The 23527-nt window shown below is 71.2% G+C and carries 20 protein-coding genes and 1 tRNA gene; 8 read left to right on the top strand and 13 right to left on the bottom strand.

Annotation, left to right across the window (positions count from 1 at the left end):
* Positions 1-92 precede the first annotated feature (92 nt).
* Entirely contained in the window at positions 93-1919 is a 1827-nt protein-coding gene (locus FIU83_RS02765; protein ID WP_152482659.1) for a DEAD/DEAH box helicase, read from the bottom strand.
* A 227-nt stretch (positions 1920-2146) separates the two neighbouring features.
* Here FIU83_RS02765 and FIU83_RS02760 point away from each other — a divergent pair, with 227 nt between their 5' ends.
* A complete protein-coding gene (locus tag FIU83_RS02760; protein ID WP_152482658.1) occupies positions 2147-2359 on the top strand; it encodes a hypothetical protein in 213 nt (70 codons plus the stop codon).
* A gap of 111 nt (positions 2360-2470) precedes the next feature.
* Here FIU83_RS02760 and purL read toward each other — a convergent pair whose 3' ends face one another.
* On the bottom strand, positions 2471-6406 hold the full coding sequence (gene purL, locus FIU83_RS02755) for a phosphoribosylformylglycinamidine synthase (RefSeq protein WP_152482657.1): 3936 nt from the start codon (positions 6404-6406) through the stop codon (positions 2471-2473).
* A gap of 157 nt (positions 6407-6563) precedes the next feature.
* On the opposite strand from purL, the gene mltF reads away from it, so the two are divergent.
* Positions 6564-8027, top strand: coding sequence for a membrane-bound lytic murein transglycosylase MltF (mltF, locus tag FIU83_RS02750; RefSeq protein WP_152482656.1), 1464 nt, complete (start codon positions 6564-6566; stop codon positions 8025-8027).
* 14 nt (positions 8028-8041) lie between these two features.
* On the opposite strand, the gene tadA is transcribed toward mltF, so the two are convergent.
* Positions 8042-8518, bottom strand: coding sequence for a tRNA adenosine(34) deaminase TadA (gene tadA / locus FIU83_RS02745; RefSeq protein ID WP_152485219.1), 477 nt, complete (start codon positions 8516-8518; stop codon positions 8042-8044).
* An 85-nt stretch (positions 8519-8603) separates the two neighbouring features.
* Between tadA and FIU83_RS02740 the strand changes: the two genes are divergently transcribed.
* Both FIU83_RS02740 and FIU83_RS02735 read left to right on the top strand, forming a co-directional pair.
* Entirely contained in the window at positions 8604-9419 is an 816-nt protein-coding gene (locus FIU83_RS02740; RefSeq protein ID WP_152482655.1) for an acyl-CoA thioesterase II, read from the top strand.
* Positions 9420-9458: 39 nt separating this feature from the next.
* Positions 9459-9534, top strand: a tRNA-Thr gene (locus tag FIU83_RS02735).
* 96 nt (positions 9535-9630) lie between these two features.
* On the opposite strand, the gene FIU83_RS02730 is transcribed toward FIU83_RS02735, so the two are convergent.
* On the bottom strand, positions 9631-10125 hold the full coding sequence (locus FIU83_RS02730; RefSeq protein WP_152482654.1) for a hypothetical protein: 495 nt from the start codon (positions 10123-10125) through the stop codon (positions 9631-9633).
* A 142-nt stretch (positions 10126-10267) separates the two neighbouring features.
* Positions 10268-11392: a hypothetical protein gene (locus tag FIU83_RS17695; protein ID WP_172975992.1), complete on the bottom strand. Its 1125-nt coding sequence runs from the start codon at positions 11390-11392 to the stop codon at positions 10268-10270.
* 149 nt (positions 11393-11541) lie between these two features.
* Here FIU83_RS17695 and FIU83_RS02710 point away from each other — a divergent pair, with 149 nt between their 5' ends.
* Positions 11542-12216: a Fe2+-dependent dioxygenase gene (locus FIU83_RS02710; RefSeq protein ID WP_152482650.1), complete on the top strand. Its 675-nt coding sequence runs from the start codon at positions 11542-11544 to the stop codon at positions 12214-12216.
* Positions 12217-12240: 24 nt separating this feature from the next.
* On the opposite strand, the gene FIU83_RS02705 is transcribed toward FIU83_RS02710, so the two are convergent.
* Both FIU83_RS02705 and FIU83_RS02700 read right to left on the bottom strand, forming a co-directional pair.
* Positions 12241-13515, bottom strand: a complete 1275-nt coding sequence (locus tag FIU83_RS02705) for a Y-family DNA polymerase (RefSeq protein ID WP_152482649.1) — start codon at positions 13513-13515, stop codon at positions 12241-12243.
* Positions 13512-13970, bottom strand: a complete 459-nt coding sequence (locus FIU83_RS02700; protein WP_152482648.1) for a LexA family transcriptional regulator — start codon at positions 13968-13970, stop codon at positions 13512-13514. Before FIU83_RS02700 ends, FIU83_RS02705 begins: the two co-directional genes overlap by 4 nt.
* A 128-nt stretch (positions 13971-14098) precedes the next feature.
* Between FIU83_RS02700 and FIU83_RS02695 the strand changes: the two genes are divergently transcribed.
* Positions 14099-16063 (top strand): acyl CoA:acetate/3-ketoacid CoA transferase, encoded by a 1965-nt coding sequence (locus FIU83_RS02695; RefSeq protein WP_152482647.1) that lies wholly within the window; start codon positions 14099-14101, stop codon positions 16061-16063.
* 42 nt (positions 16064-16105) lie between these two features.
* Here the strand turns inward: FIU83_RS02695 and FIU83_RS17595 are convergent, their stop codons facing one another.
* On the bottom strand, positions 16106-16243 hold the full coding sequence (locus tag FIU83_RS17595; protein ID WP_253939580.1) for a hypothetical protein: 138 nt from the start codon (positions 16241-16243) through the stop codon (positions 16106-16108).
* A gap of 352 nt (positions 16244-16595) precedes the next feature.
* On the opposite strand from FIU83_RS17595, the gene FIU83_RS02685 reads away from it, so the two are divergent.
* The gene (locus FIU83_RS02685) at positions 16596-17876 is read left to right on the top strand and encodes a DUF4010 domain-containing protein (RefSeq protein WP_152482646.1); all 1281 of its coding nucleotides are present in this window, start codon (positions 16596-16598) and stop codon (positions 17874-17876) included.
* 139 nt (positions 17877-18015) lie between these two features.
* Here FIU83_RS02685 and FIU83_RS02680 read toward each other — a convergent pair whose 3' ends face one another.
* Complete coding sequence (locus FIU83_RS02680) at positions 18016-19203, bottom strand: Xaa-Pro peptidase family protein (protein WP_152482645.1); 1188 nt, start codon at positions 19201-19203, stop codon at positions 18016-18018.
* A gap of 150 nt (positions 19204-19353) precedes the next feature.
* On the opposite strand from FIU83_RS02680, the gene FIU83_RS02675 reads away from it, so the two are divergent.
* Positions 19354-20082: a YebC/PmpR family DNA-binding transcriptional regulator gene (locus FIU83_RS02675; RefSeq protein ID WP_152482644.1), complete on the top strand. Its 729-nt coding sequence runs from the start codon at positions 19354-19356 to the stop codon at positions 20080-20082.
* Positions 20083-20170: 88 nt separating this feature from the next.
* Here the strand turns inward: FIU83_RS02675 and FIU83_RS02670 are convergent, their stop codons facing one another.
* From FIU83_RS02670 to dbpA, 4 genes are all read right to left on the bottom strand, one after another.
* Positions 20171-20605 (bottom strand): DUF4399 domain-containing protein, encoded by a 435-nt coding sequence (locus FIU83_RS02670; RefSeq protein ID WP_152482643.1) that lies wholly within the window; start codon positions 20603-20605, stop codon positions 20171-20173.
* A gap of 163 nt (positions 20606-20768) precedes the next feature.
* Complete coding sequence (locus tag FIU83_RS17690) at positions 20769-21095, bottom strand: 4-oxalocrotonate tautomerase family protein (RefSeq protein WP_301538568.1); 327 nt, start codon at positions 21093-21095, stop codon at positions 20769-20771.
* Positions 21085-21987, bottom strand: coding sequence for a PA4780 family RIO1-like protein kinase (locus tag FIU83_RS02660; RefSeq protein WP_152482641.1), 903 nt, complete (start codon positions 21985-21987; stop codon positions 21085-21087). The genes FIU83_RS17690 and FIU83_RS02660 overlap by 11 nt, the downstream gene beginning before the upstream one ends.
* 65 nt (positions 21988-22052) lie before the next feature.
* Positions 22053-23447, bottom strand: coding sequence for an ATP-dependent RNA helicase DbpA (gene dbpA, locus FIU83_RS02655; protein WP_152482640.1), 1395 nt, complete (start codon positions 23445-23447; stop codon positions 22053-22055).
* Between the last annotated feature and the right edge of the window lie 80 nt (positions 23448-23527).

Here is a 23527-nt window from a genome sequence, read left to right as displayed (position 1 = left end):
CTGGACGCTACCTCGGCCATCCATGGTCCTCGGACCTCCCCTTTCGGCCTATCCCCGGCGCCCCTCCCAGGCGCCTCCCACATCACCTTCGGCTACTCCGCCGCCTCGGCGCGGCGGTAGCGGCCGGTGTAGTCGAAGAGCTTCTCGCGCACCTGCCAGTGGCGCCCCACCTTGCGGCCCACCACGAAGTCCGGCGCACGCAGCCGGCGCTGCTCGGCGACCACCTCCTCCGGCGTGGTCGGCGACCAGCGGGTGCCCGGCGCGCGCAGGTGGTCGCGCAGGAAGGCCGCGGCGAAGGCCCCGCGCTGGGCCGGGGTCTCGAGGGCGAACCACTCGGCGAGGGTCACGCCCTCCTCGTCGTGGTAGGTGACCCTGAGGCGCGGCAGCCCACGGCCGTTGACGGTGGCCTCGAGCTGCATCCCGGCGACCCGAAGCACCCGGGCGTCGCGCAGCTTGAGCGCCTCCTTGAGCTTGTCGTCGGCATCCACCAGCAGCGCCTGGCAGCCGTGACAGCGTCGGGCGGCGATATCGTTCTCGGCGCCGCAGTCGGGGCAGGTCTTGAAGCGGAAACGGAACGAACACTGCTCCATCGCCGGCGCGGCCGACCTTGAGGTCGCATCCTTCGCGCGGGGTCGGGCTCGCGTGGAAGGCACCAGCCCCTGGCAGCGCCGACCGAAGTGCTCGATGACCAGCTCCCCGTCGCGCTTGCCCCAGAAGAGGTTGGGGTGGTCGCACTCGGGGCACGGCACCTGCACCGGCTCGCTGTCGCCGTCCGGCCGGGGGCTGCCGACCTCCGGGGCGTAGAGGTCCCAGGGATTGCCGGCGTAGTCGAGGATCAGGCAGTCGGCCTTGCCCGGCGAGAGGCGCAGGCCGCGCCCGACGATCTGCTGGTAGAGGCTCACCGACTCGGTGGGGCGCAGGATGGCGATCAGGTCCACGTGGGGCGCGTCGAAGCCGGTGGTGAGCACCGCCACGTTGACCAGGTACTTGATCTCCCGGGCCTTGAAGGCGGCGATGAGGCGCTCGCGCTCGGCGGAGGGGGTCGCCCCGGTGACCAGCGCCGCCTCGCCGGCCGGCAGGTAACCGAGGATCTCCTCGGCATGGGCCACGCTGGCGGCGAAGAGCATCACCCCCTGTCGGTCACGGGCGCGCTCGACCACCTCGGCGATGATGCCCGGGGTGGCGCGATTACCCGCCGCCACCCGGTTGAGCTCCTCCTCGCGGAAGAGCCCGCTGGAGGACGGCGTCAGCGCCGAGAAGTCGTAGCGCTCGACGGCGGCGTCGACGCGCCGGGGCTCGGCCAGGTAGCCCTGGCGCACCATCAGGCGCAGCGGCTGCTCGAAGACGCAGTCGCGAAAGAAGCAGGCCTCGTCGCCGCGCACCATGCCGTGGTGGTGGCGATGGTAGATGAAGCCCTGGCCCAGCCGGTAGGGCGTGGCGGTCAGCCCCAGCACCTTGAGGCGCGGATTGGCGCCCCGCAGACGGTCGATCACCCGCCGGTAGCTCGCCTCCTTCTCGCTGGTGACCCGGTGGCACTCGTCGATCACCAGCAGGGTGAAGGCGCCCTGCCCCTGAGGGGGAGAGCCGAAGACCTCGAGGTTCCTGACCACCGACTGCACCGAGCCGAACACCACCTGGCGCCCGCTCTCCTTGCGCCCCAGGCCGGCGCTGAAGATGTCGGCCTCGAGGCCGTAGGCCTGATACTTGGCGTGGTTCTGCTCGACCAGTTCCCGCACGTGGGCCAGCACCAGCACCCGGCCACGGGCCAGGCGCGCCAGCTCGGCGATCACCAGCGACTTGCCGCTGCCGGTGGGCAGCACCACCACCGCGGGATCGTCGCCGGCCCGGAAGTGCGCGACCACCCGGGTGACGGCCTCGCGCTGATAAGGACGCAGCTGGGGCACGGTCGTTTCGGGCATGGCCACCTCCTGTCGACGAAGCCGCCATCCTACCGGGCGGCGGCCGCCGCGTCAGGCGCGCCGAGCGTGCCTGGCGTCCGGCCCGGTGGCGGGGCCACCGCGAGGGAGGCAGGCCCCAGCGGAGGCGATCACCGAGGGGCAGACCTTGACCTGGCGGCCTTTCGCCATGATATCTAAAAGGACCAAGGGAAGATCGATTGCCCATACCCGAAAGAGGAGAGGCGCAGATGAAAGTGAAGACCAGCCCCGAGTGCCCCAAGTGCGGCCACCGCATGAAGCGCTTCCCGCCCGGCCGCAAGGACGAGTATCACGTGCACTGCGCCGAGTGCGACTACGACTTCGGCCGCTTCGACTACTTCCAGGCGCAGTTCCGCCACGCCATCGAGGAGCTCGAGGCGCAGCTGAAGCACCACGACGCCGCCGACGGCGATCGCGGCTGATCGTCGCCCCGACACCGCCGCCGGCATCACGCCGACAAAAACGCCGACGCCCGGGACCAGGTCCCGGGCGTCGGCGTTTTCAGCAGCGTCAATGACGCGGCGCCGGCGCGGTCAGCCGAGCCAGGTGCGGGCGTTGCGGAACAGGCGCATCCAGGCGCCGTCCTTCGTCCACTCGGCCGGGCGCCAGGAGTTGGTCACCGCCCGCACGACCCGCTCAGGATGCGGCATCATGATGGTCACGCGGCCGTCCGGCGTGGTCAGGCCGGTGATGCCGGAGGGCGAGCCGTTGGGGTTGGCCGGGTAGCGGGTGGTCACCTGGCCGTGGTTGTCCAGGAAGCGCAGGGCGACCTGGCCGCTGCCCTGGAGGCTGCGCAGGTGGGCGCTGTCGCGGAACTCGGCCCGGCCCTCGCCGTGGGCCACGGCGATGGGCAGGCGTGAGCCCTCCATGCCGGCGAGCAGGATCGACGGGCTCTCCTCCACCTGTACCATGGAAACCCGAGCCTCGAACTGCTCGGACTCGTTGCGCACGAAGCGCGGCCAGGCCTCGGCACCGGGAATCAGGTCCTTCAGCTGGGCGAGCATCTGGCAGCCGTTGCACACGCCCAGCGAGAAGCTGTCGTCGCGCTCGAAGAAGGCCGAGAACTGCTCCCTGGCGCGGGGATTGAAGAGGATCGACTTGGCCCAGCCGCCGCCGGCGCCCAGCACGTCGCCGTAGGAGAAGCCGCCGCAGGCCACCAGGCCCTTGAAGGTCTCGAGGCTCACCCGCCCCTCGAGGATGTCGCTCATGTGCACGTCGACGGCCTCGAAGCCGGCCTTGTCGAAGGCCCAGGCCATCTCCAGCTGGCCGTTGACGCCCTGCTCGCGCAGTACCGCCACCGCCGGCTTGGCGGTATTCACGAACGGCGCGGCGATGTCCTCGTCGACGTCGAAGGTCGGCTGGGCCGAGAGGCCCGGGTCGCGGCCGTCGAGCAGGCCGTCGAACTCGTTCTTGGCACACTCGGCGTTGTCGCGCAGCGCCTGCATCCGGTAGCTGGTCTCGGCCCAGGTACGCTCGGCCAGCAGCCGGGTGGTCTCGAGCAGCGGCTCCTCGAACAGCGTCACGCGCACCTGGTCGTCGTAGCGCGGCCGGGCGATCACGCCGCAGGTCTCGATGCCCGCCGCGGCGAACTGCGCCAGCACCTCCTCGGTGTGCTCACGGTTGACCTGGATGACCGCGCCGAGCTCCTCGGCGAACAGCGCGTTGAGGGCGTCGACGGGCTCGTCGATCATCCAGTCGAGCTTGATCTCGAGGCCGGTATGGGCGGCGAAGGCCATCTCCAGCAGGGTCACCAGCAGGCCGCCGTCGCTGCGGTCGTGGTAGGCCAGCAGCTTGCCCTCGGCGTTGAGCCCCTGGATCACCGTGAAGAAGGCGCGCAGGTCCTCGGGGTCGTCCAGGTCCGGGCACTCGTCGCCCACCTGGCCGTAGACCTGGGCCAGCGCCGAGCCGCCCAGGCGGTTCCGGCCGCCACCCAGATCGATCAGCAGCAGGTCGGACTCGTCCTGTTCCAGGTTGACCTGGGGCGTCAGGGTGCGCATGGCGTCGGTGACCGGCGCGAAGCCGGTGATCGACAGCGACAGCGGCGAGGTGACGCTCTTCTCCTCGGCGGCGCCCCGGGCGTTCTCCTCCTGCCAGGCGGTGCGCATGGACATGGAGTCCTTGCCCACCGGGATGGCGATGCCGAGCGCCGGGCAGAGTTCCATGCCCACGGCGTGCACGGCGTCATAGAGCGCCTGGTTCTCGCCGGGGTGGTCGGCGGCGCTCATCCAGTTGGCCGAGAGCTTGATGTCCTCGAGCTTCTCGATCGGCGCGGCGGCCAGGTTGGTGATCGCCTCGGCGACCGACAAGCGCGCGCTGGCGGCGGGATCGATCAGCGCCACCGGCGGGCGCTCGCCCATGGCCATCGCCTCGCCGGCGTGGGTGTCGAAGCTCGCCGTGGTCACGGCGACGTCCGCCACCGGCACCTGCCAGGGGCCGATCATCTGGTCGCGGGCCACCTGCCCGGTGATCGAGCGGTCGCCGATGGTGATCAAAAAGCTCTTGGAGGCCACGGCGGGCAGGCGCAGCACCCGGTCCATCGCCTCGCGCAGGTCGAGGTTGTCGAGCATCACGCCGGAGAGCGGGCGGGTCTCGCGGCTGAACTCGCGCTGCATCTTCGGCGGCTTGCCGAACAGCACGCTCATCGGCAGGTCGACCGGCTGGCTCTCGAAGTGACCGTCGGTCACCGCCAGGTGATGGGCCTCGGTGGCCTCGCCGACCACGGCGTAGGGGCAGCGCTCGCGCGCGCAGAGCGCCTCGAAGGTCTCGAGGTCCTGGGGGGCCACGGCGAGCACGTAGCGCTCCTGGGCCTCGTTGCACCAGATCTCCAGCGGGCTCATGCCCGGCTCGGCGTTGGGCACGGCGCGCAGGTCGAAGAGCCCGCCGCGCTCGCCGTCCTTGACCAGCTCGGGCAGGGCGTTGGAGAGCCCGCCGGCGCCGACGTCGTGGATGAAGCGGATCGGGTTGTCGTCGCCCAGCGCCCAGCAGCGGTCGATGACCTCCTGGGCGCGGCGCTCCATCTCGGGGTTGCCGCGCTGTACCGAGGCGAAGTCCAGGTCGGCGCTGGAGGCGCCGGAGGCCATGGAGGAGGCGGCGCCGCCCCCGAGGCCGATCAGCATCGCCGGGCCGCCCATCACGATCAGCTTGCCGCCGACCGGGATCTCGCCCTTCTGGACGTGGCCGTCGCGGATGTTGCCGTAGCCCCCGGCGAGCATGATCGGCTTGTGATAGCCGCGCCGCTCGATGCCGTCGGGGCCCAAGGCGTCCTGCTCGTAGGTGCGGAAGACGCCGGCCAGGTTCGGGCGGCCGAACTCGTTGTTGAAGGCGGCGCCGCCGATCGGTCCGTCGAGCATGATCTGAAGCGCCGACTGGATGCGCTCGGGCTTGCCGTAGTCGAAGGCCTCCCAGGGCTGCACGAACTCGGGGATGCGCAGGTTGGAGACGGTGAAGCCGGTCAGGCCCGCCTTGGGCTTGCCGCCGATGCCGGTGGCGCCCTCGTCGCGGATCTCGCCGCCGGCGCCGGTGGCCGCGCCCGGATGCGGCGCGATGGCCGTGGGGTGGTTGTGGGTCTCCACCTTCATCAGGATCTGGATCGGCTCCTGGGTGGCGCCGTAGATGGCGCGCTCCTCGCCGCGGCCGGTCAGCGGCGCAGGATAGAAGCGCGGCGCCTCCGAACCCCGGATCACCGCCGCGTTATCGCTGTAGGCGGAGAGGATGTCACCGGGCGAGCGCTCGTGGGTGTTCTTGATCATCTTGAACAGCGAGCGCTCCTGGGCCTCGCCGTCGATCCGCCAGTCGGCGTTGAAGATCTTGTGGCGGCAGTGCTCGGAGTTGGCCTGGGCGAACATCATCAGCTCGACGTCCGCGGGGTTGCGGCCGAGCTCGCGGAACGCCTCGCAGAGGTAGTCGATCTCGTCCTCGGCCAGTGCCAGGCCCAGCTCGACGTTGGCGACCTCGAGGGCCTCGCGGCCGCCCTCGAGGATGTCCACGCTGCCCAGCGGCGCCGGCTCGTGGTGGGCGAAGAGTTGGGCGGCGTCGGAGGGGTTGGCCAGCACGGTCTCGGTCATGCGGTCGTGCAGGGCGGCCTGGAGGCGCTCGAAGGCGGCCTCGGCGAGGGTGCCGGCCACCTTGATGCGATAGGCGATGCCGCGCTCGATGCGCCGTACCCGGCCAAGCCCGCAGTTGTGGGCGATGTCGGTGGCCTTGGAGGACCAGGGCGACTGGGTGCCGATGCGCGGCACCACGAGGAACAGCTGGCCTTCGGCGGAGGACGCCTCCTCGCGCGCGGGACCGTAGTCGAGCAGCTGCTCCAGCAGGCGCCGCTCGGCCTCGTCCAGGTCGCCGTCATGGTCGACGAAGTGGACGTAGTCGGCCTGCAGGGACTCGACCTCGGGAACGGATGCGCGCAGGGCGTCCAACAGCTTGGCATGACGGAAAGCAGATAGGGCGGGCGCGCCTCGCAGTTCGAGCATATCCTGGAGCCTCTGATACAGGGGGGAATTCGGGGCCGCGGCCGGCGGCAACGAGCGCACATGATACTGGAAAGCGCCGGGCGCGAGAAATCGGCAGAGGTGACAGTCATCGATGAGCTGGTTATGGTTGAAGGTCTCATCGCCGCACACCGCCCCCATGCCCGCATTCGCGACCGCCTCTTCCCGGCGCCTCTGGCGCGGGACCGCCCTGCTGTGCAGCGCCCTGCTGCTGACGCTGCTGCCCCACCGAGGCGGCACGCCGGAGGAGTCGCACCTCGAGGAGGTGCTCGCCCGGGACTTCCTCAGCGTGCATACCCGCAACACCCCCACCACCTACTACGAGGGGCGCGAGGGCCCCACCGGCTTCGAGTACGAGCTGGTGCGCCGCTTCGCCGATCACCTGGGGGTCAGCCTGACCCTGGACGCCGACCACCACCTCCCCGGCGTGCTCGAGGCGGTGCGCGAAGAGGGCGACCTGGGCGCGGCCGCCCTGCCCCTGGACCCGACCCTCGAGGGCGTGCTCTTCAGCCGGCCGATCATGCCGCTGCAGCCGCTGCTGGTCTATCGCCGCGGCTTGCACCCGCCGGAGACGATCGAGGAGCTGGAGGGGCTGGAGATCGGCACCCTGCGCGGCTCCGGCACCGACCGGGTGCTGCGCGAGCTGCAGGCGGCGCACCCCTGGCTCGGCTGGAAGGAGTCCGCCGAGCTGGAGGTGGCCGAGCTGCTCGGCCAGGTGGCCGGCGGCACCCTGGACGCCGCGGTGATCTTCGAGCACCAGTTCCGCCTCAACCGGCTGTTCTTCCCAGAGGTCGAGGACGGCTTCCCCCTAGGCAAGCCGCTCTCCCTGGCCTGGGCCTTCCCCGCCGGCCGCGGGCTGGGGCTGGTCGGCGAGGCCAATCGCTTCCTCGACGCGCTGCGCCGGAGTGATCAGCTCGACGCCCTGGTCGCCCGCTACTTCGGCCACGACGACTACCTCGAGTACGTGGGCGCCCGCACCTTCATCGCCCACGCCCGCGAGCGCCTGCCCCGCTACGATGCCCTGTTCCGCGAGGCCGCCCGCAACACCGGCTTCGACTGGAAGCTGCTGGCCGCGCTGGGCTACCAGGAGTCCCACTGGGAGCCCCGGGCCACCTCCCCCACCGGGGTGCGCGGCCTGATGATGCTGACCAACGCCACCGCCGGGGACCTCGGCGTCGACAACCGCCTCGACCCGGCCCAGAGCATCCACGGCGGCGCCCGCTACCTGCGCCAGATCGAGGAGCGCCTGCCGGACTCGATCGAGGGCGACGACCGCCTGTTCATGGCCATGGCCTCCTACAATGTCGGCCTCGGCCATCTCTACGACGCCCGCAGGATCACCGAGATGCGCGGCGGCGACCCGGACCGCTGGCGCGACGTGCGCGATTCGCTGCCGCTGCTCCAGGAGCGCGAGTGGCACAGCAGGACGCGCCATGGCTACGCCCGGGGCGGCGAGCCGGTGATCTACGTGCGCAACATCCGCCGCTACTACGAGATCCTGGCCTACCTCGACCGCAGCCAGGAGCAGTTCCACGAGCTCAACGCCCGGCTCCCGGACCACGACGACGTCGAGCTCTTCGAGCAGGTGCCCCCGGTCCTCTAGGGGGGCAGCCCCCGCTAGCCGCCCTCGCCGTCGCCGCCCTCGCGGCGGGCGGCGAAGAACGCCTTGAGCAGCCGCGACGCCCGGGCGGCCAGCAGGCCGCCCTCCACCGTCACCCGGTGGTGGTGCCAGGGCTGGGCGAAGAGGTTGGCCTTCGACTCCACCATGCCGCTGCGCGGCTCGGCCGCGCCGTAGACCACGCGGGCCAGGCGGGCATGGAGGATCGCCCCGGTGCACATCATGCAGGGCTCGAGGGTGACGTAGAGGGTGCAGCCCTCCAGCCGATAGTTGCCGAGCCGCTCGCCGGCGGCGCGCAGCGCCTGGATCTCGGCGTGAGCGCTGGGATCGTGGCCGCCCACCGGGGCATTGAAGCCGGCGCCGACGATCTCGCCCGCGGCGTCCACCACCACCGCGCCCACCGGCACCTCGCCGGCGTCCAGGCCTTGCCGGGCCTGGTCCAGCGCCCGATGCATGTAGAACTCGTCGCTGCGCACTGTGCGGAACTCCCGTAGACTGGATGGCATTAAGACGATCGTATGATACCGGTGGCGACCCTGCACGCCACCGCCCGGAGGAACGATGACACCCGATGCCCTGAACGCCCTGGTAGACCTGCTCGCCCTCGAGGCCCTGGAGGAGAACCTGTTTCGCGGCCGCAGCCAGGACCTGGGCCTGCCCCAGCTGTTCGGCGGCCAGGTGCTGGGCCAGGCCCTCTCGGCCGCCTGCCAGACCGTCGACCCGAGCCGCCGGGTCCACTCCCAGCACGGCTACTTCCTGCGCCCGGGGGATCCGCACCGCCCGGTGGTCTACCAGGTCGACGCGGTGCGCGACGGCGGCAGCTTCACCACGCGCCGGATCACCGCCATCCAGAAGGGCCGGCCGATCTTCTTCTGCAGCGCCTCCTTCCAGGGCGCGGAGGAGAGCATCGCCCACCAGACCACGGCGCCGGACGTGCCCGCCCCCGAGGCCCTGCAGCAGGACGAGGCGCGCCTGGTGCGCCTGCCCGGCCACCCCATCGAGTTCCTGCGCATCGACGAGGCCGCCGAGCCCGGCCAGGCCGCCCGCAAGCGGCTGTGGTTCCGCCTGGTGGGCGAGCTGCCCGACGACCAGGCGCTGCAGCGCAGCCTGCTCAGCTACAGCTCGGACTTCAACCTGCTGACCACCGCCCTGGTGCCCCACGGCATCGCCTTTCGCGACCCGCGGCTACAGATCGCGAGCCTCGACCACGCCCTCTGGTTCCACCGCGACGTGCGCGTCGACGACTGGCTGCTCTACGACATGGACAGCCCCTGGGCCGGCGGGGCCCGCGGCTTCGCCCGCGGCAGCCTCTACGACCGCCAGGGCCGGCTGGTCGCCTCCAGCGCCCAGGAGGGGCTGACCCGGCTGCGCTCCTGACTTGGCAGCATGCCCGGCCCGGCGCTATCCTGCCCCTGCGCCGCAATAGCTCAGCTGGTAGAGCAACGCACTCGTAATGCGTAGGTCGGAGGTTCGACTCCTCTTTGCGGCACCAGCACGAGATGCAAGACGGCCGCCGCCCTTCGGGGCGGCGGCCGTCTTGCGTCCTGGGCCCGGGAGGCTCGCGATCGGGCCCCCACGGCGTCGGTGATCAGCCGCTGCTGAAGACATCCACCCGGCCATCGCAGGTGCTGACGTAATCGGGCAGGTCGTCGCGGCGGTCGTACCAGTGCATCGTCTTGCAGCGGGCGCTGTCTCCCCCGCGGATATCGACCTCATCCGGCTCGCCGAGGATGTCGATCACGTCCTTCTCCTCCATGCCGATCAGGATGGTGCCACGGCTGCGGGCCTTGACCAGCGCATTGCGACTGATCCCCATGTCCCGGGCGCGCTCGGCCACCGAACGCGGCCCCGACGCGGGGCGTGAGAGAGCCGTGCCGGAAGGGTCGTCATCGACGCGGGGGCGGTCGGTGTCGGGCAGCGGGGAGAACGAACGCGGCTCGGGCGCCGCGTAGTGGGACACGCCGCCGCCCTGGAAGGCCTCGCCTCCCGGGCAGCGGTCGCGGTAGGAACCGTCCGGGCAAGTCATGATCTGCGCCTGCCCCGTCAGCGGCAGGAGCAGCAGGGCCATCGCGATGTATCGCATGCTCACCTCCTTGGCAGACCCACAGCGTAGCAGCCTGCCAGGGAGCCCCGGCGCCGGATGGGCGTTCGCTGACGCCCGGTGTCGGCGATCTCGTCGGTTGCCCCGCCGCCGCCATGCCCGAGGCATGGCGGCGGCTCATGCCTCAGTAGTCGCCCAGCCGCTGTTCCAGGCGGAAGACGGCCCCCGAGAGCTCACCGAAGCTCATCGCCGGCTGCGCCGGAGCCTCGGCCGAGGGCCAGGCCTGCAGGGCCTCGTCGTAGGCGTTCAGCAGGGCCTGGTAGTTCTCGCCTTCGCCGAACACCTCGCCCTGGCGCTCGAGCAGCTGGCGGCCCACCCGCATCATGCCGCGCCCGTCCTGGTACTCGACGACGTTGGTGAACTCACCCTCCTCGATGGCCTCGGCGTACTCGTACAGCGAGGCGGTGACCAGGGCGCGATGCACCCGGCTGACGAAGGCCGGATCCTCGAGCAGCGAGGCCTCGGTGGTGGCCATGGCCTCCTCGAGGGTGGTCTCGACCTCGGCGTAGCGCGACTCGAGCGACTCCCAGGCCAGTCCCTCGCGGGCGCCCTGCTCGAGGGTCTCGAGCGACTGCTGCACCGCCTCGTCGACGCCCCGGGACGCCAGGGCCGATGCCACGGACGGATACTGCTCGTCGAGGGGGTGGGCGAAGTGCACCACGGCGGCATCCTGCTCGCCCTGGCGATAGAGCTCGCGGGCGACCTCGAGGTGGCCCTGCATCATGGCCAGGCGGGTGTAGAAGACACCGGGGTTATCGGCGGGCGCGGTGGCGTTCTCGCCGCCTTCACCGCCTTCACCGCCTTCGCCGCCTTCTCCGCCTTCGCCGCCCTGGGCCGCATCCCAGCCGGAGAAGACCGCCAGCGGGTCGGGGCCCAGGCCGCCGCCTTCTCCGCCTTCTCCGCCTTCGCCGCCTTCGCCGCCTTCGCCGCCTTCGCCTCCCTCAGGGTGATGGCCGTGCTCTCCGCCTTCACCACCTTCACCACCTTCACCACCTTCGCCGCCTTCAGGGTGATGGCCATGCTCTCCGCCTTCACCACCTTCACCACCTTCATGGTGATGGCCGTGCTCGCCGCCCTCGTGGTGCTGGCTGTGCTCACCGCCCTCGCCGCCCTCGTGGTGGTGGCCCTGCTCGGCGGCGTTCCTCTCGCCCTCGTGAGCCTCGACGGTGTCGGCCCAGCCGGCGCTCGCCGTGCCCAGCAGGACACTCGTTCCGACGCCGATCCAGAGCTTGGTGCGGGTAGTGGCCATGATGCGCGCTTCCTCTCGTTACGTGGGTCTCGTTGCATGAAGTTGGGCGGCAGACGCCGCGACGAAACGATAGTACCGCCCGGCCACGGAACGCAAATCCTTTTCATTCAGATATACTGGGGGCCACCCCCACCCCCATGGAGTCGATCGTGATCCTCTGCATCGCCCAGATCATTCCCGAGGAGCTGCTTCAGCGCATCCAGACCACCCTGGCCGACACGCCCTTCCAGGACGGGCGCGAGACCGCCGGCTGGCATGCCCGCACGGTCAAGCACAACCGCCAGGCCGAGGGTCGCCACCCCGCCGTCGGCGCGCTGCGCGAGGAGGTGACCGGCCACCTCCAGCGCCATGCCCTGTTCCAGATGGCGGTGCGCCCGCGACGCATGAAGCCGCTGATGTTCAGCCGCTACGAGCCGGGCATGAGCTACGGTAACCACGTCGACGATGCCATCATGGGTAGCCCGAGTGGCGCCATGCGCACCGATATCTCCTTCACCCTCTTCCTCGGCGACCCGGACAGCTACGACGGCGGCGAGCTGCTGATCGAGACCACCGGCGGCGAACAGACCTTCAAGCTGCCGGCCGGCTCGCTGGTGCTCTACCCCTCCTCGACCCTGCACCGGGTCGAGCCGGTCACCCGGGGCGAGCGCCTGGCGGCGGTCGGCTGGGCGCAGAGCCTGGTCCGCGATCCCCAGCAGCGGGAGGTGCTCTTCGACCTGGACTCCACCCGCCGGCGCCTCTTCGAGGAGAGCGGCAAGACCGCGACCTTCGACACCCTCTCGAAGAGCCTCGCCAACCTGCTGCGGATGTGGGCCGACACCTGAGGCGCCGACACGCTGGCGGGCGCCTCAGCCGGTGCGCACGCGCATCAGCTCGTCCCAGCGGGTGGTGTAGCGCGGCGTGCGCCGCTCGCAGCGCAGCGCCCAGGCGGTGCCCGCGCGCGGCAGGCCGAAGCGCACGGTGTCGCGGCCCATCTCGCGGTTGAGTCGGTCCACCGCCGCCATCAGCCGCTGACTGCGGCCGCGCTCGGCCTCGCGACGGGGCGCCAGCAGCGAGAGCTGGTGGCGCTCGGCCTCCACCAGGTCGAGCAGCATCACCCCGCACTTCTGGTAGCGCGGCCCCTCGAGGAAGATCGCCTCGAGCCCCCGGGCGGCGGCCGCGAGCAGCGTGCGGCTGTCGTCGCTGGGCGCCGGCAGCGGCACCACCGCGCTGTTGCGGTACTGGCGCTCGCCGGCCAGGTGGGGGTTGGTGCGCAGGAAGACCATCACCGCCCGGGCCTGGCTGCCCTGGCCGCGCAGCTTCTCGGCGCCCCGGGCGGCGTGCTGACGCACCGCCTCCTGCAAGTCCGCGAAGGCACCGGTCAGCCGCCCGAAGGAGCGCGAGACCATGATGCGCTGGCGCGGCGCCTCGAGGTCGTCGAGCACGATGGCCGGGCGTCCGCGCAGCTCCCAGACGATGCGCTCCAGCACCACCGAGAAGCGGCGACGGACCTGCTTGGGGTCGGCCTCGCGCAGCTGCCAGGCGGTGTGGATCCCCATCAGCGCCAGCCGCTCGGCGGTGCGCCGCGCCACGCCCCACAGCTCGGTCACCGGCAGCCCCTCGAGCAACGCGCGGGTGGCGGGGGTGTCGGCGTCGAGCCGGCAGACGCCCTCGAAGGCCGCCTGTTTCTTGGCCGCGTGGTTGGCCACCTTGGCCAGCACCCGGGTCGGCGCCAGCCCCACGCAGACCGGGATGCCGGTATCCCGGCGCACCGTCTCGCGCAGCCGCTGGGCGTGGCCCTCCAGGCCCTCCGTCGCGAAGCCCGAGAAGCCCACGAAGCTCTCGTCGATGGAGTAGGCCTCCACGTCCGGCGAGAACTCGTCGAGGATCCGGTTGACCCGCCGGCTCATGTCGCCGTAGAGCGCGTAGTTGCTGGAGAGCAGCACCGCCTGGCGGCGGATCGCCGGCGGCAGCAGGTGGAGGGGCGCGCCCATGGCCACCCCCAGCGCCTTGAGCTCGTTGGAGCGCGCCACCACGCAGCCGTCGTTGTTGGAAAGCACGCCCACCGGTCGCCCCTCCAGGCGCGGCGCGAAGGCCCGCTCGCAGCTGACGTAGAAGTTGTTGCAGTCGACCAGGGCGATCACGGCTCGCCCCCCGGCAGGGCGTGGAGCACGTGGGTGACGATGCCCCACACCTGGCATTCGCGCCCGGCCAGGGGGATCGGCGCGAAGCGCGGGTTGCTGGCCACCAGGAAGGTCTGCTCGCCGCGGCGCTCCAGGCGCTTCACGGTGGGCTCGCCGTCCACGGCGATCACCACCACCCGCCCGGGCAGCGGCTCCAGGCTGCGATCCACCACCAGCAGGTCGCCGTCGTGGATGCCGTCGCCGAGCATGGAGTCGCCCTCGGCGCGCACGAAGTAGGTGGCGGCCGGGCGGCGCACCACATGGGCGTGCAGGTCGATCTCCACGTCGAGATGATCGTCGGCCGGACTCGGGAAGCCGGCCCGCACCCGACACCCCATCAGCGGCTGGGCCGCCGCCCCCGGCAGCGCCGCCGCGCGGCCGACCGCCCGCACGGCAAGAGACGTCATCGAGCTCATGGGCACCTCCGCTAAAACTGTATTTCTGTACAGTATTCGTCACTCCCCGGCCGCTGGCAAGTCCCGCCGACTGCCGGACGGCGTGCTACCGTGAAGGCAGACCACGCCCCCTCACGAGGACGCCGGCCATGCCTCATCCCCTGCTCTCCCGCCAGCCCTTCGCCGAGAAGGGCAAGGTGGTCTCCGCCCGGGAGGCCGTGAACCTGATCCGCGACGGCGACGCCGTCGCCACCGGCGGCTTCGTCGGCATCGGCTTCGCCGAGGCGCTCGCCGTGGCCCTGGAGGAACGCTTCCTCGAGACCGGCGAGCCCCGGGACCTGACCCTGATGTACGCCGCCGGCCAGGGCGATGGCCAGACCCGCGGGCTCAACCACCTGGGGCACGAGGGGCTGGTGGCAAGGGTGATCGGCGGCCACTGGGGGCTGGTGCCGGCCCTGCAGCGCCTCGCCATCGAGGGGCGCATCCAGGCCTGGAACCTGCCCCAGGGGGTGATCTCGCACCTCTTCCGCGATATCGCCGCCGGCAAGCCCGGCACCCTCACCCGGGTGGGGCTCGGCACCTTCGTCGACCCGCGCCTGGGCGGCGGCCGGATCAACGAGGCCACCACGGAGGAGCGCGTCTCGCTGCTGCCCATCGACGGCGAGGAGTACCTCTTCTACCGCGCCCTGCCGCTGCAGGTGGCGCTGCTGCGCGGCACCACCGCCGACACCCTGGGCAACGTCAGCATGGAGCGCGAGGCGCTGACCCTGGAGGCACTGGCCATCGCCACGGCGGTGCGCAACTCCGGAGGCGTGGTGATCGTGCAGGTGGAGCGCCTCGCCGAGTCCGGCACCCTGCGCCCCAAGGACGTGAAGATCCCCGGCGTACTGGTCGACTGCGTGGTGGTCTGCGAGGACCCGGCGCAGCACGGCCAGACCTTCGCCACCGCCTACAACCCGGCCTTCTCCGGCGAGATCCGCGCCCCCATGGCGGCCCCCGCGCCGCTGCCGCTCTCGGCGCGCAAGATCATCGCCCGGCGTGCGGCCTTCGAGCTCAAGCCCAACAGCGTGGTCAACCTGGGGATCGGCATGCCCGAGGGCGTCGGCGCGGTGGCAAGCGAAGAACGCCTGCTCGCGCACCTGACCCTGACCGCCGAGCCCGGGGTGATCGGCGGGCTGCCGGCCGGCGGGCTCGACTTCGGCGCGGCGCTGAACACCCAGGCGATCATCGACCAGCCGGCGCAGTTCGACTTCTACGACGGCGGCGGGCTCGACATCGCCTTCCTCGGCATGGCCGAGGTCGACGCCATCGGCAACGTCAACGTCTCCCGCTTCGGCCCGCGCCTGGCCGGCGCCGGCGGCTTCATCAACATCAGCCAGAACGCCCGCCGGGTGGTGTTCATGGGCACCTTCGTCGCCACCCGGGAGACGCTCGCGGTCGTCGACGGGGCGCTGAGGCTGCCCGAAGGGGGCTTGAGCAAGTTCGTCGCCGAGGTGGAGCAGCGCACCTTCAGCGGGGCGCTGGCCGCCGCGGACGGCAAGCCGGTCTGCTACGTCACCGAGCGCGCCGTCTTCGAGCTCACCCCGGAAGGCCTCGTGCTCACCGAGATCGCCCCGGGGGTCGACCTGGCGCGCGACGTCCTGGCGCTGATGGACTTCACCCCGCTGATGCCCGAGCCGCCCCGCCGGATGGACCCGCGCATCTTCCAGGAGGCCCCCATGGGGCTCGCCGAGGAACTGCTGGAGCGACCGCTGGCCGAGCGCTTCAGCCTCGACGAGGACGAGGACGTGCTCTTCATCAACTTCGAGCACCTGCGCGTCGCCTCCCGGGAGGACATCGACGCCATCGAGCGGGAGGTCGAGCGCCGCCTCGCCACGCTGGGCCGCCGGGTCCAGGCGATCGTCAACTACGACCACTTCCGCATCGACGACGCCCTGCTCGCCCCCTACACCGAGATGGTGCGCGGCCTGGAGGCGCGCTTCTACACCCGGGTGACCCGCTACACCACCAGCGGCTTCATGCGCAGCAAGCTCGGCCACGCCCTGGAGGCGCGCGCCGTGCCGCCGCATATCTACGAGAGCGCCGAGGAGGCCCGCCAGCATCTGAAGGGATGAAGGGGTGACGGGACGCAGGCTCGTCGCCTCGAAAGGCGCGGGTCAGGGGGCCGCCGGGCGCGTCGCCGCGAGCGCCTCGGCCGGCACCGGCCGGCCGAAGAGGTAGCCCTGGAAGGCCTCGCAGCCGTGGGCCATCAGCCAGGCCCGCTGGGCCTCGATCTCGACCCCCTCGGCGAGCACCTCCAACTTCAGCCTCCGGGAGAGGGCGATGGTGCTGGCGACGATGGCCGCGCTGGCGATGGTCGACGAGCACCCAGGCCAGGAAGGCGGCCAGCATCAGCAGCGCCAGCAGGTAGGTGCCGACAGCGGTCAGCCGGGGCCAGCCGCGGCGCGTGTCGTCCGTGAACGAAAGGTCCGTCATGCCGCCCGTTATCCTTGTCTGACCGCCAGAGGGGCTTCATCGAGTGTGCCGGATTGTCCGCGGCTGTCGCCCCGTGATGCTCTCGGGCCCGCCGACGTTGAAGCGACGGCGCCGAGCGGCCACCCTGAAGGCATCCGCCGATCATCGGACGACACGGGTAACACCCTCGCCATGGACGATGTCGCCAGCGACTTCCTGATCGCCAACGAACCCGCGCTGCGCCTGGGCGTGGCGCTGCTGCTGGGCGCCCTGATCGGCATCGAGCGCGGCTGGGTCGCCCGGGGGCAGCGCTCCGGGGAGCGCATCGCGGGCATCCGCACCCACGCCCTGGTCGGCCTGCTCGGCGGCCTCGCCGCCCTGCTCTCCGAGGCCGTCAGCGACTGGGCCTTCCCGCTGATCCTGCTGGCCCTGGTGGCCACCGTGCTGGTCGCCTGGCAGGCGCGGCTGGCCCGGCACCCCGACTACAGCATCACCGGCCTGGTGGGGCTGCTGCTGACCTTCTGCTTCGGCGCGGTGGCGATGGCCATCGACCTGGCGCTGGCCACCGCCGGCGCGGTGATCACCGCCGTGATCCTCGACAACAAGCACGAGATCCATGGCCTGCTGAACAAGCTGCAGGCCCACGAGCTCGACGCCGGCCTCAAGCTGCTGCTGATCAGCGTGGTGATGCTGCCGCTGCTGCCCGACCGCGGCCTCGGGCCCGGCGAGGTGCTCAACCCCTACGAGATCTGGTGGATGGTGGTGCTGATCGCCGCGATCTCCTTCGTCGGCTACTTCGCCATGCGCCTGGGCGGCGCCGAGAAGGGCATCCTCTTCACCGGGCTCTTCGCCGGTCTCTCCTCCTCCACGGCGCTGACCCTGCACTTCGCCCGGCTCTCCCGCCAGAGCCACGAGATCGAGGCGATGCTGGCCGCCGGCATCCTGGTCGCCTGCGGCACCATGTTCCCGAGGATCCTGCTCTATGCCGCGGTGATCAGCCCGGACCTGCTGCCCCGGCTGCTGGCGCCGATCGCGGTGATGGGCCTGCTGCTCTACCTGCCGGCACTGCGGCTCTGGCGGCGCCACCGGCGCAGCCTGCGGGTCGACCGCCCGGCCCTGATCCAGAACCCCCTGGAGCTGCGCACGGCGCTGCTCTTCGGCGGCCTGCTGGCGCTGATCATGCTGCTCGGCGAGTGGCTGCGCGCCGCCTTCGGCGAGGCCGGCATCTACCTGCTGGCGGCCTCCTCGGGGGTGGCCGACGTGGACGCCATCACCCTCTCGCTGACCCGCATGTCGCTGGAGCGGATCGCCCCCTCGACCGCGGTGCTGGGGATCATCATCGCCGCCGCGGTCAACAACCTCTTCAAGTCGGGGCTGGCCACCGCCTTCGGCACGCGCCGGCTCGGCCTGCGCGTGGCCCTGCCGATGGTCGCCTCGCTGGCGGCGGGCCTGGCGCTGGCCTGGCTGGCGTGAGACTCGGCGAGGGCCAGCAGGCCTGGGAGCGGCGTCGCGCCGGCCGAGGCATCGGGTCGGGCGTCGGTTCAAATGAGGTGATATCGCCAGGACCGGCGAGCCCCCTCAGGGTCCCTGTGCGTGGGGTCGCCTGTACCGTTCAAGGCCGTTCCTGCAGCTGCCAGTCGTTGTCGGTGAGCGGCGCTCCCCCGTCGGGGGTGACGCGCACGGTATCGCTCAGGCCGATGCCAAAGCGGCCCGGCAGGCGCAGGCAGAGCGGCAGGTGGAAGACCATGTCGGCCTCGAACTCGCGCTTCTGGCCGCGGGCGATGTAGCCCGTGCCCTCGACCCAGCTGGGCGGGAACTGGGCCCCCACCGCATAGCCGAACACGCCGGAGAAGAAGGCGCGGTCGGCATGGGGCGCCAGCACCGCCTCGGCGGCCCGGGCCGCCTCGTCGAAGGTATGGCCGGGGCGCATCGCCGCGATCAGCGCCTCGTACATGCCGCGGCAGACGTCGCGCAGCGCCTGCATCTCGGCGCTGGCCCGGCCGGCCACCGCGGTGCGCATCATCGGCGCGGTGTAGCGGCGGTAGGCGGACCCGAACTCCAGGAACACCGGCTCGTCCTCGGCGATCACGTGGCGCTGATGGTTGACGTGGATGACGCTGATGCGCCGGCCGCTGGTGACGATGGGCTGCAGGCTCATGAACTCGCTGCCGGCGGCCAGCAGGGCGCGGCTGCCCGCCGCCGCCACCTCGTTGTCGGTGACCCCGGGGGCGACGGCCGCGATCGCCGCCTCGAGACCGAGGGAGGTGATCCGCGCGCTCTCGCGCAGGCAGTCGAGCTCCGCCGGCGTCTTGACGATGCGCAGGCGATCGAGGAGCTCGCCGCCGTCGTCCCGGAAGCGCTCGCCGCCGAGCCGGGCCTGCAGCGCGCGGATGACACCGTGGCGCAGGCCGGCGCCGAAGGCGTCCAGGCCGATGGCGCGAAACGGCGCGAGCACCTCGGCGAGCGGCTCGATCACCTCCTCGATGCCCTCCCAGCGATAGCCCAGGATCTCGTCCACCCGGGCGGTGACCACCGCCGGGCCGGTCTCGATGGAGGGCACCTGAAGCACCAGGCGCTCGGCCGAGACCACCAGGCAAGTGTGCACCGAGACCTCGAAGGTGTGATAGCCCGTCAGGTAGAAGATATCGGCGGGGTCGGTGAGCAGCAGCGCCTCGAGGCCGACGCCCCGCATGGCCTGGCGCACGCGGCGGCGGCGGGTATCGAACTCCTCGGGGGGAAAGGGCAACTCGCGCTCGGCGAGGCACTCGGCCAGGGCATGGCGATAGGCGTGGTGATCCATCCGGTGGGGCTCCAGGGTGAACGGCGTTCCCTGGCAGTGTAGCCATGACGGTCGTCACCACGGAGGCGCACTGAGCAAAATATCCCTGTTACCACCCGCGACGGTTTCGTAGAATCCAGCCTCGAGTTTCGACGCCATAGGACAGTGCAAATGGGCAGGGCCTTCCAGAACCGCAAGGAATCCATGGCCAAGACGGCCGACGCCAAGACCAAGGTGTACAGCAAGTACGGTCGCGAGATCTACGTCTGCGCCAAGCAGGGCGGCATCGACCCCGAGGGCAACCTGGCCCTTCGCGGCCTGATCGAGCGCGCCAAGAAGGACCAGGTGCCGTCGCATGTCATCGAAAAGGCCCTGGACAAGGCCAGCGGCGTGGGTGGCGAGGACTTCTCCCCGGCACGCTACGAGGGCTTCGGTCCGGGCAGCTGCATGGTCATCGTCGAGTGCCTGACCGACAACCCGAACCGCACCTTCGGCGACGTGCGCGGCTGCTTCACCAAGGCCAAGAGCAAGCTCGGCACCCCGGGCAGCGTCAGCCACATGTTCGACCACTGCGCCATCCTCGCCTTCAAGGGCGACGACGAGGAGGCGACCCTCGAGGCGCTGATGGAGGCCGATGTCGACGTCACCGACATCGAGAACGAGGCGGGCCAGATTACCGTCTTCGCGCCCCACACCGAGTACGCCAAGGCCAAGCAGGCGCTGCTCGATGCCTTCGGCGAGCTAGACTTCGAGGTCGACGAGATCCAGTTCGTGCCCCAGACCATGACCCCGGTCGAGGGCGACGACGTGGCGATGTTCGACAAGCTGATGGCCACCCTCAACGACCTGGACGACGTGCAGAACGTCTTCCACAACGCCGAGGTCGAGGGCCGGAGCTGACCGGCCGGGCACGAGGCCCGGCGACGCCGCTTCCCGCGGGTGGACCGTCGGGCCCCGATGCGCTCGTGGCCGCCTGACGGGCGGTGGATCACTCCACCGTGATGGTGATAGCCTCGGAGGTCACCGGCGGGTCGAAGCTCACGTGGTTGGCGTCCATGAACAGCAGCTGTAGGGTGTGTTCACCGGGCGCGAGCTCGAGGTCGACCTCGGTCTGGCCGCCGCCGAAGTGGCGCAGGGTCTCGCTGGACGGCAGCGGCTGGTCGAGATTCACCTCGTCCAGGGGCGTGTCGACCAGCAGGTGGTGGTGGCCGCTGCCCTCGCGCTGGGTACCGGCCGGTGCCACGCCCATGCCCGAGAGGCCCATGCGCACGGTGACGGGACTCTCGACCGTCGCCCCGGCCTCGGGGGAGATGAAGTAGACCTCGGCGCCCTCGGGGGCCGCGCTGCGTTCCGTCTGGGCCATGGCCGTGGAGGCCAGCAGCAGGCTGCCGGCCAGTCCCAGGCCTGCGATCCATTGATTCATGGCGTATCTCCTTGTCGATCGACCTACGATATTCGGGAGCGGCGGGCCGCCGGTTCGCGGGGCGGCCCTGCCGCTCACACAGCCTAGTCGAACATCCCGGGTGCCGGCACGCCAAGGCCCCATGCCACGGGACCTTCGTCACGCGACACCGGCACGGCGCGGTTCAGCGCGGGCCATCCTCGCGGTCGCAGCCCATCGCCCCGCCGCGGGCCCAGTGCTCGCCGTCCACCTCATTGAAGAACACCTGCACCGACTCCGGTGAATTGCCGTAGACCTCCTCGAACGCCGCGGTGATGCGCCGGGCCAGCTCGCGCTTTTGCTCGACGCTGCGGGGAAACTGCTGAACGGTGACGATGGGCATGCTTGGCTCCTTGGGGAGGCAAAGGATGAGTGACGGATGAGTCGGGGCGAAAGATGAGCGCCCAAGATAGCAGAAACCCGCCTCGCGGCGGGTCGGCTGGCATCCCGGTCGGTGGCGCTCAGGGCGCATCGTGGGCGGCCCGCCAGTCGGCCGCGGCCTCGGCCACGCCGGCGTCGCGGTCACCGTCGCGCAGGGCCCGTCGCTCTTCCTCCTCCTCGCGCACGTCGTCGATCACGCTCATCAGGTCGTCCACGTCGACCTCGCTGGTGTCGTGCGCGAAGCGGCCGGTCAGCTCGCTCTCCGGGTGCAGCTCGCCGGCCTCATAGAGCGACCAGATCTCCTTGCCGTAGTCGGTGGCCAGCAGCTCCGGGGCGAAGCGGCCGAAGTAGCGGCGCATGTTGTCGACGTCGCGCTCGAACATCCAGGCGGCGCTGTTGTTGCCGGCGGCATCCACCGCCTGGGGCAGGTCGATGATCACCGGGCCGTCGGCGGCGAGCAGCACGTTGAACTCGGAGAGGTCGCCGTGCACCAGGCCGGCGCAGAGCATGCGTACCACGTCGCCGATCACCTTGGCGTAGTGGGCCCGGGCCTCGTCCGCCGTCAGGGTCACGTCGTCCAGCCGCGGGGCGGTCAGCCCCTCGGCGTCGGTGATCATCTCCATAAGCAGCACGCCGTCGATGAAGCCGAACGGCTGGGGCACCCGCACCTCGGCGGCCGCCAGGCGGTAGAGGGCATCGACCTCGGCGTTGAGCCAGGCCTGCTCCTGCTCCTTCTGGCCGTAGCGGGTCTTCTTGGCCATCGCCCGGGCGCGGCGGCTGTTGCGCTCGCGCCGCCCCTCCTGGTACTGCACGGCCTGCTTGAAGCTGCGCTTCCTGGCCTCCTTGAAGACCTTGGCGCAGCGCCGCTCTCCGTGGGAACGCACCACGAACACCTGGGCTTCCTTGCCACTCATCAGCTGGCCCTCGACCTCGTCGATCAGGCCATCCTCGACCAGCGGCTGCAATCTCTTGGGTATCTTCATGTCACCACGTTGGCATAGAACCCGGCGGTGGAATACGCCCCGGGCGAATCGCGTTGCGGATGCACTCAGCGGCGGATGCGGCGGGCCCGGAAGCTGCGCCCCTTGATCCGGCCGTTGGCCAGCTGGTCGAGGGCCGCGGCGACGACCTCGCGACGCACGGCCACGTAGGCGCGGGTGGCCTGCACCTTGATCTTGCCCACCTGCTCGCCGTCGATCCCGCCCTCGCCGGTCAGGGCGCCCAGGATATCGCCGGGGCGCACCTTCTGCTTCTTGCCGGCGGCGAGCTCCAGGGTCGCCATGGCCGGCGTGAAGGGGGCGCGCTCCAGCACCGCGCGGGCGGGCAGCGGCTCCGGGGCGAGGGTCTCGCCGAGGAAGTCGGCGAGGCGCGCCAGGCGGTACTCCTCCTGCTCGGCCACCAGGGTGCAGGCCACCCCGGAGCCGCCGGCGCGGCCGGTGCGTCCGACGCGATGGACGTGCACCTCGAGCTCCCGGGCGATGCGGTAGTTGAACACCGCATCCAGCGCCGCGATATCGAGCCCACGGGCGGCCACGTCGGTGGCCACCAGGATCGAGGCGCTGCCGTTGGCGAACATCACCAGCAGCCGGTCGCGGTCGCGCTGCTCCAGGTCGCCGTGCAGCGCCAGGGCGCTGAAGCCCGCGTCGTTCAGGGCCTCGGCGACCTCATCGGTCTCGCGCTTGGTATTGCAGAAGACCACGCTGGACGCGGGCCGGACGTGCAGCAGCAGGCGGCGCAGCGCCTCGAAGCGGGCCGCCTCGTCGGCCACCCGGTAGAAGTGCTGGCGGATGGTGGTGTCGTCGTGGGGTTCCTCGACCTCCACCGTGACCGGCTCGCGCATCAGCCGCTCGGCGATGGGCCGGATGGCCTCGGCATAGGTGGCGCTGAACAGCAGCAGCTGCCGGCTTGGCGGGGTCTCGGCGATGATCGCCTCCATGGCGGCCTGGAAGCCCATATCGAGCATGCGATCGGCCTCGTCCAGCACCAGGGTCTCGAGCCCCGAGAGGTCGAGCGCGCCCTTGCGCAGGTGCTCCTCCACCCGGCCGGGGGTACCGACGACGAGGTGGGCGCCGTGCTCCAGGGAGGCGCGCTGCGGCCCCAGGGGCGCGCCGCCGCACAGGGTCAGCACCTTGACGTTCGGCAGGCTGCGCGCCAGGCGGCGCAGCTCGCCGGCCACCTGGTCGGCGAGCTCCCGGGTCGGGCAGAGCACCAGCCCCTGCACTCGGGAGGCCGAGAGCGTCAGCCGCGAGAGCAGCCCCAGGCCGAAGGCCGCGGTCTTGCCCGAGCCGGTCTTCGCCCGGGCGATCACGTCGCGTCCCGCCAGCATCGGCGGCAGGCTCTCGGCCTGGATCGGCGTCATGGTGCGATAGCCGAGCGTGGCGAGGTTGGACAGCAGTTCCGGCGCCAGCGGCAACGCGGCGAAATCGGCAGTGGAATCAGACACGTAATAGACCTGCGGGAAGAATCGAGCGGCGTGGCGGGGCGCGATGACGGCGGGCGCCGACGGGCCGGGGCCACGGGAGC

This window comes from Halomonas sp. THAF5a (assembly GCF_009363755.1).
Classification (GTDB): domain Bacteria; phylum Pseudomonadota; class Gammaproteobacteria; order Pseudomonadales; family Halomonadaceae; genus Halomonas.
The sequence above is the reverse complement of the archived record's forward strand: the minus strand, read 5'-3'. Positions and strand labels throughout refer to the sequence as shown.

Excerpts from the sequence above, each read along its gene's own strand:
- FIU83_RS17690 (WP_301538568.1), bottom strand. The coding sequence starts at position 21,095 with ATGCGCCCTGAGCGCCACCGACCGGGATGCCAGCCGACCCGCCGCGAG.
- FIU83_RS02670 (WP_152482643.1), bottom strand. The coding sequence starts at position 20,605 with ATGAATCAATGGATCGCAGGCCTGGGACTGGCCGGCAGCCTGCTGCTG.
- FIU83_RS02660 (WP_152482641.1), bottom strand. The coding sequence starts at position 21,987 with ATGAAGATACCCAAGAGATTGCAGCCGCTGGTCGAGGATGGCCTGATC.
- FIU83_RS02700 (WP_152482648.1), bottom strand. The coding sequence starts at position 13,970 with ATGAGCTCGATGACGTCTCTTGCCGTGCGGGCGGTCGGCCGCGCGGCG.
- FIU83_RS02680 (WP_152482645.1), bottom strand. The coding sequence starts at position 19,203 with ATGGATCACCACGCCTATCGCCATGCCCTGGCCGAGTGCCTCGCCGAG.
- FIU83_RS02675 (WP_152482644.1), top strand. The coding sequence starts at position 19,354 with ATGGGCAGGGCCTTCCAGAACCGCAAGGAATCCATGGCCAAGACGGCC.
- FIU83_RS02765 (WP_152482659.1), bottom strand. The coding sequence starts at position 1,919 with ATGCCCGAAACGACCGTGCCCCAGCTGCGTCCTTATCAGCGCGAGGCC.
- FIU83_RS02760 (WP_152482658.1), top strand. The coding sequence starts at position 2,147 with ATGAAAGTGAAGACCAGCCCCGAGTGCCCCAAGTGCGGCCACCGCATG.
- FIU83_RS02695 (WP_152482647.1), top strand. The coding sequence starts at position 14,099 with ATGCCTCATCCCCTGCTCTCCCGCCAGCCCTTCGCCGAGAAGGGCAAG.
- mltF (WP_152482656.1), top strand. The coding sequence starts at position 6,564 with ATGCCCGCATTCGCGACCGCCTCTTCCCGGCGCCTCTGGCGCGGGACC.
- FIU83_RS02730 (WP_152482654.1), bottom strand. The coding sequence starts at position 10,125 with ATGCGATACATCGCGATGGCCCTGCTGCTCCTGCCGCTGACGGGGCAG.
- purL (WP_152482657.1), bottom strand. The coding sequence starts at position 6,406 with ATGCTCGAACTGCGAGGCGCGCCCGCCCTATCTGCTTTCCGTCATGCC.
- FIU83_RS02740 (WP_152482655.1), top strand. The coding sequence starts at position 8,604 with ATGACACCCGATGCCCTGAACGCCCTGGTAGACCTGCTCGCCCTCGAG.
- FIU83_RS02685 (WP_152482646.1), top strand. The coding sequence starts at position 16,596 with ATGGACGATGTCGCCAGCGACTTCCTGATCGCCAACGAACCCGCGCTG.
- FIU83_RS17695 (WP_172975992.1), bottom strand. The coding sequence starts at position 11,392 with ATGGCCACTACCCGCACCAAGCTCTGGATCGGCGTCGGAACGAGTGTC.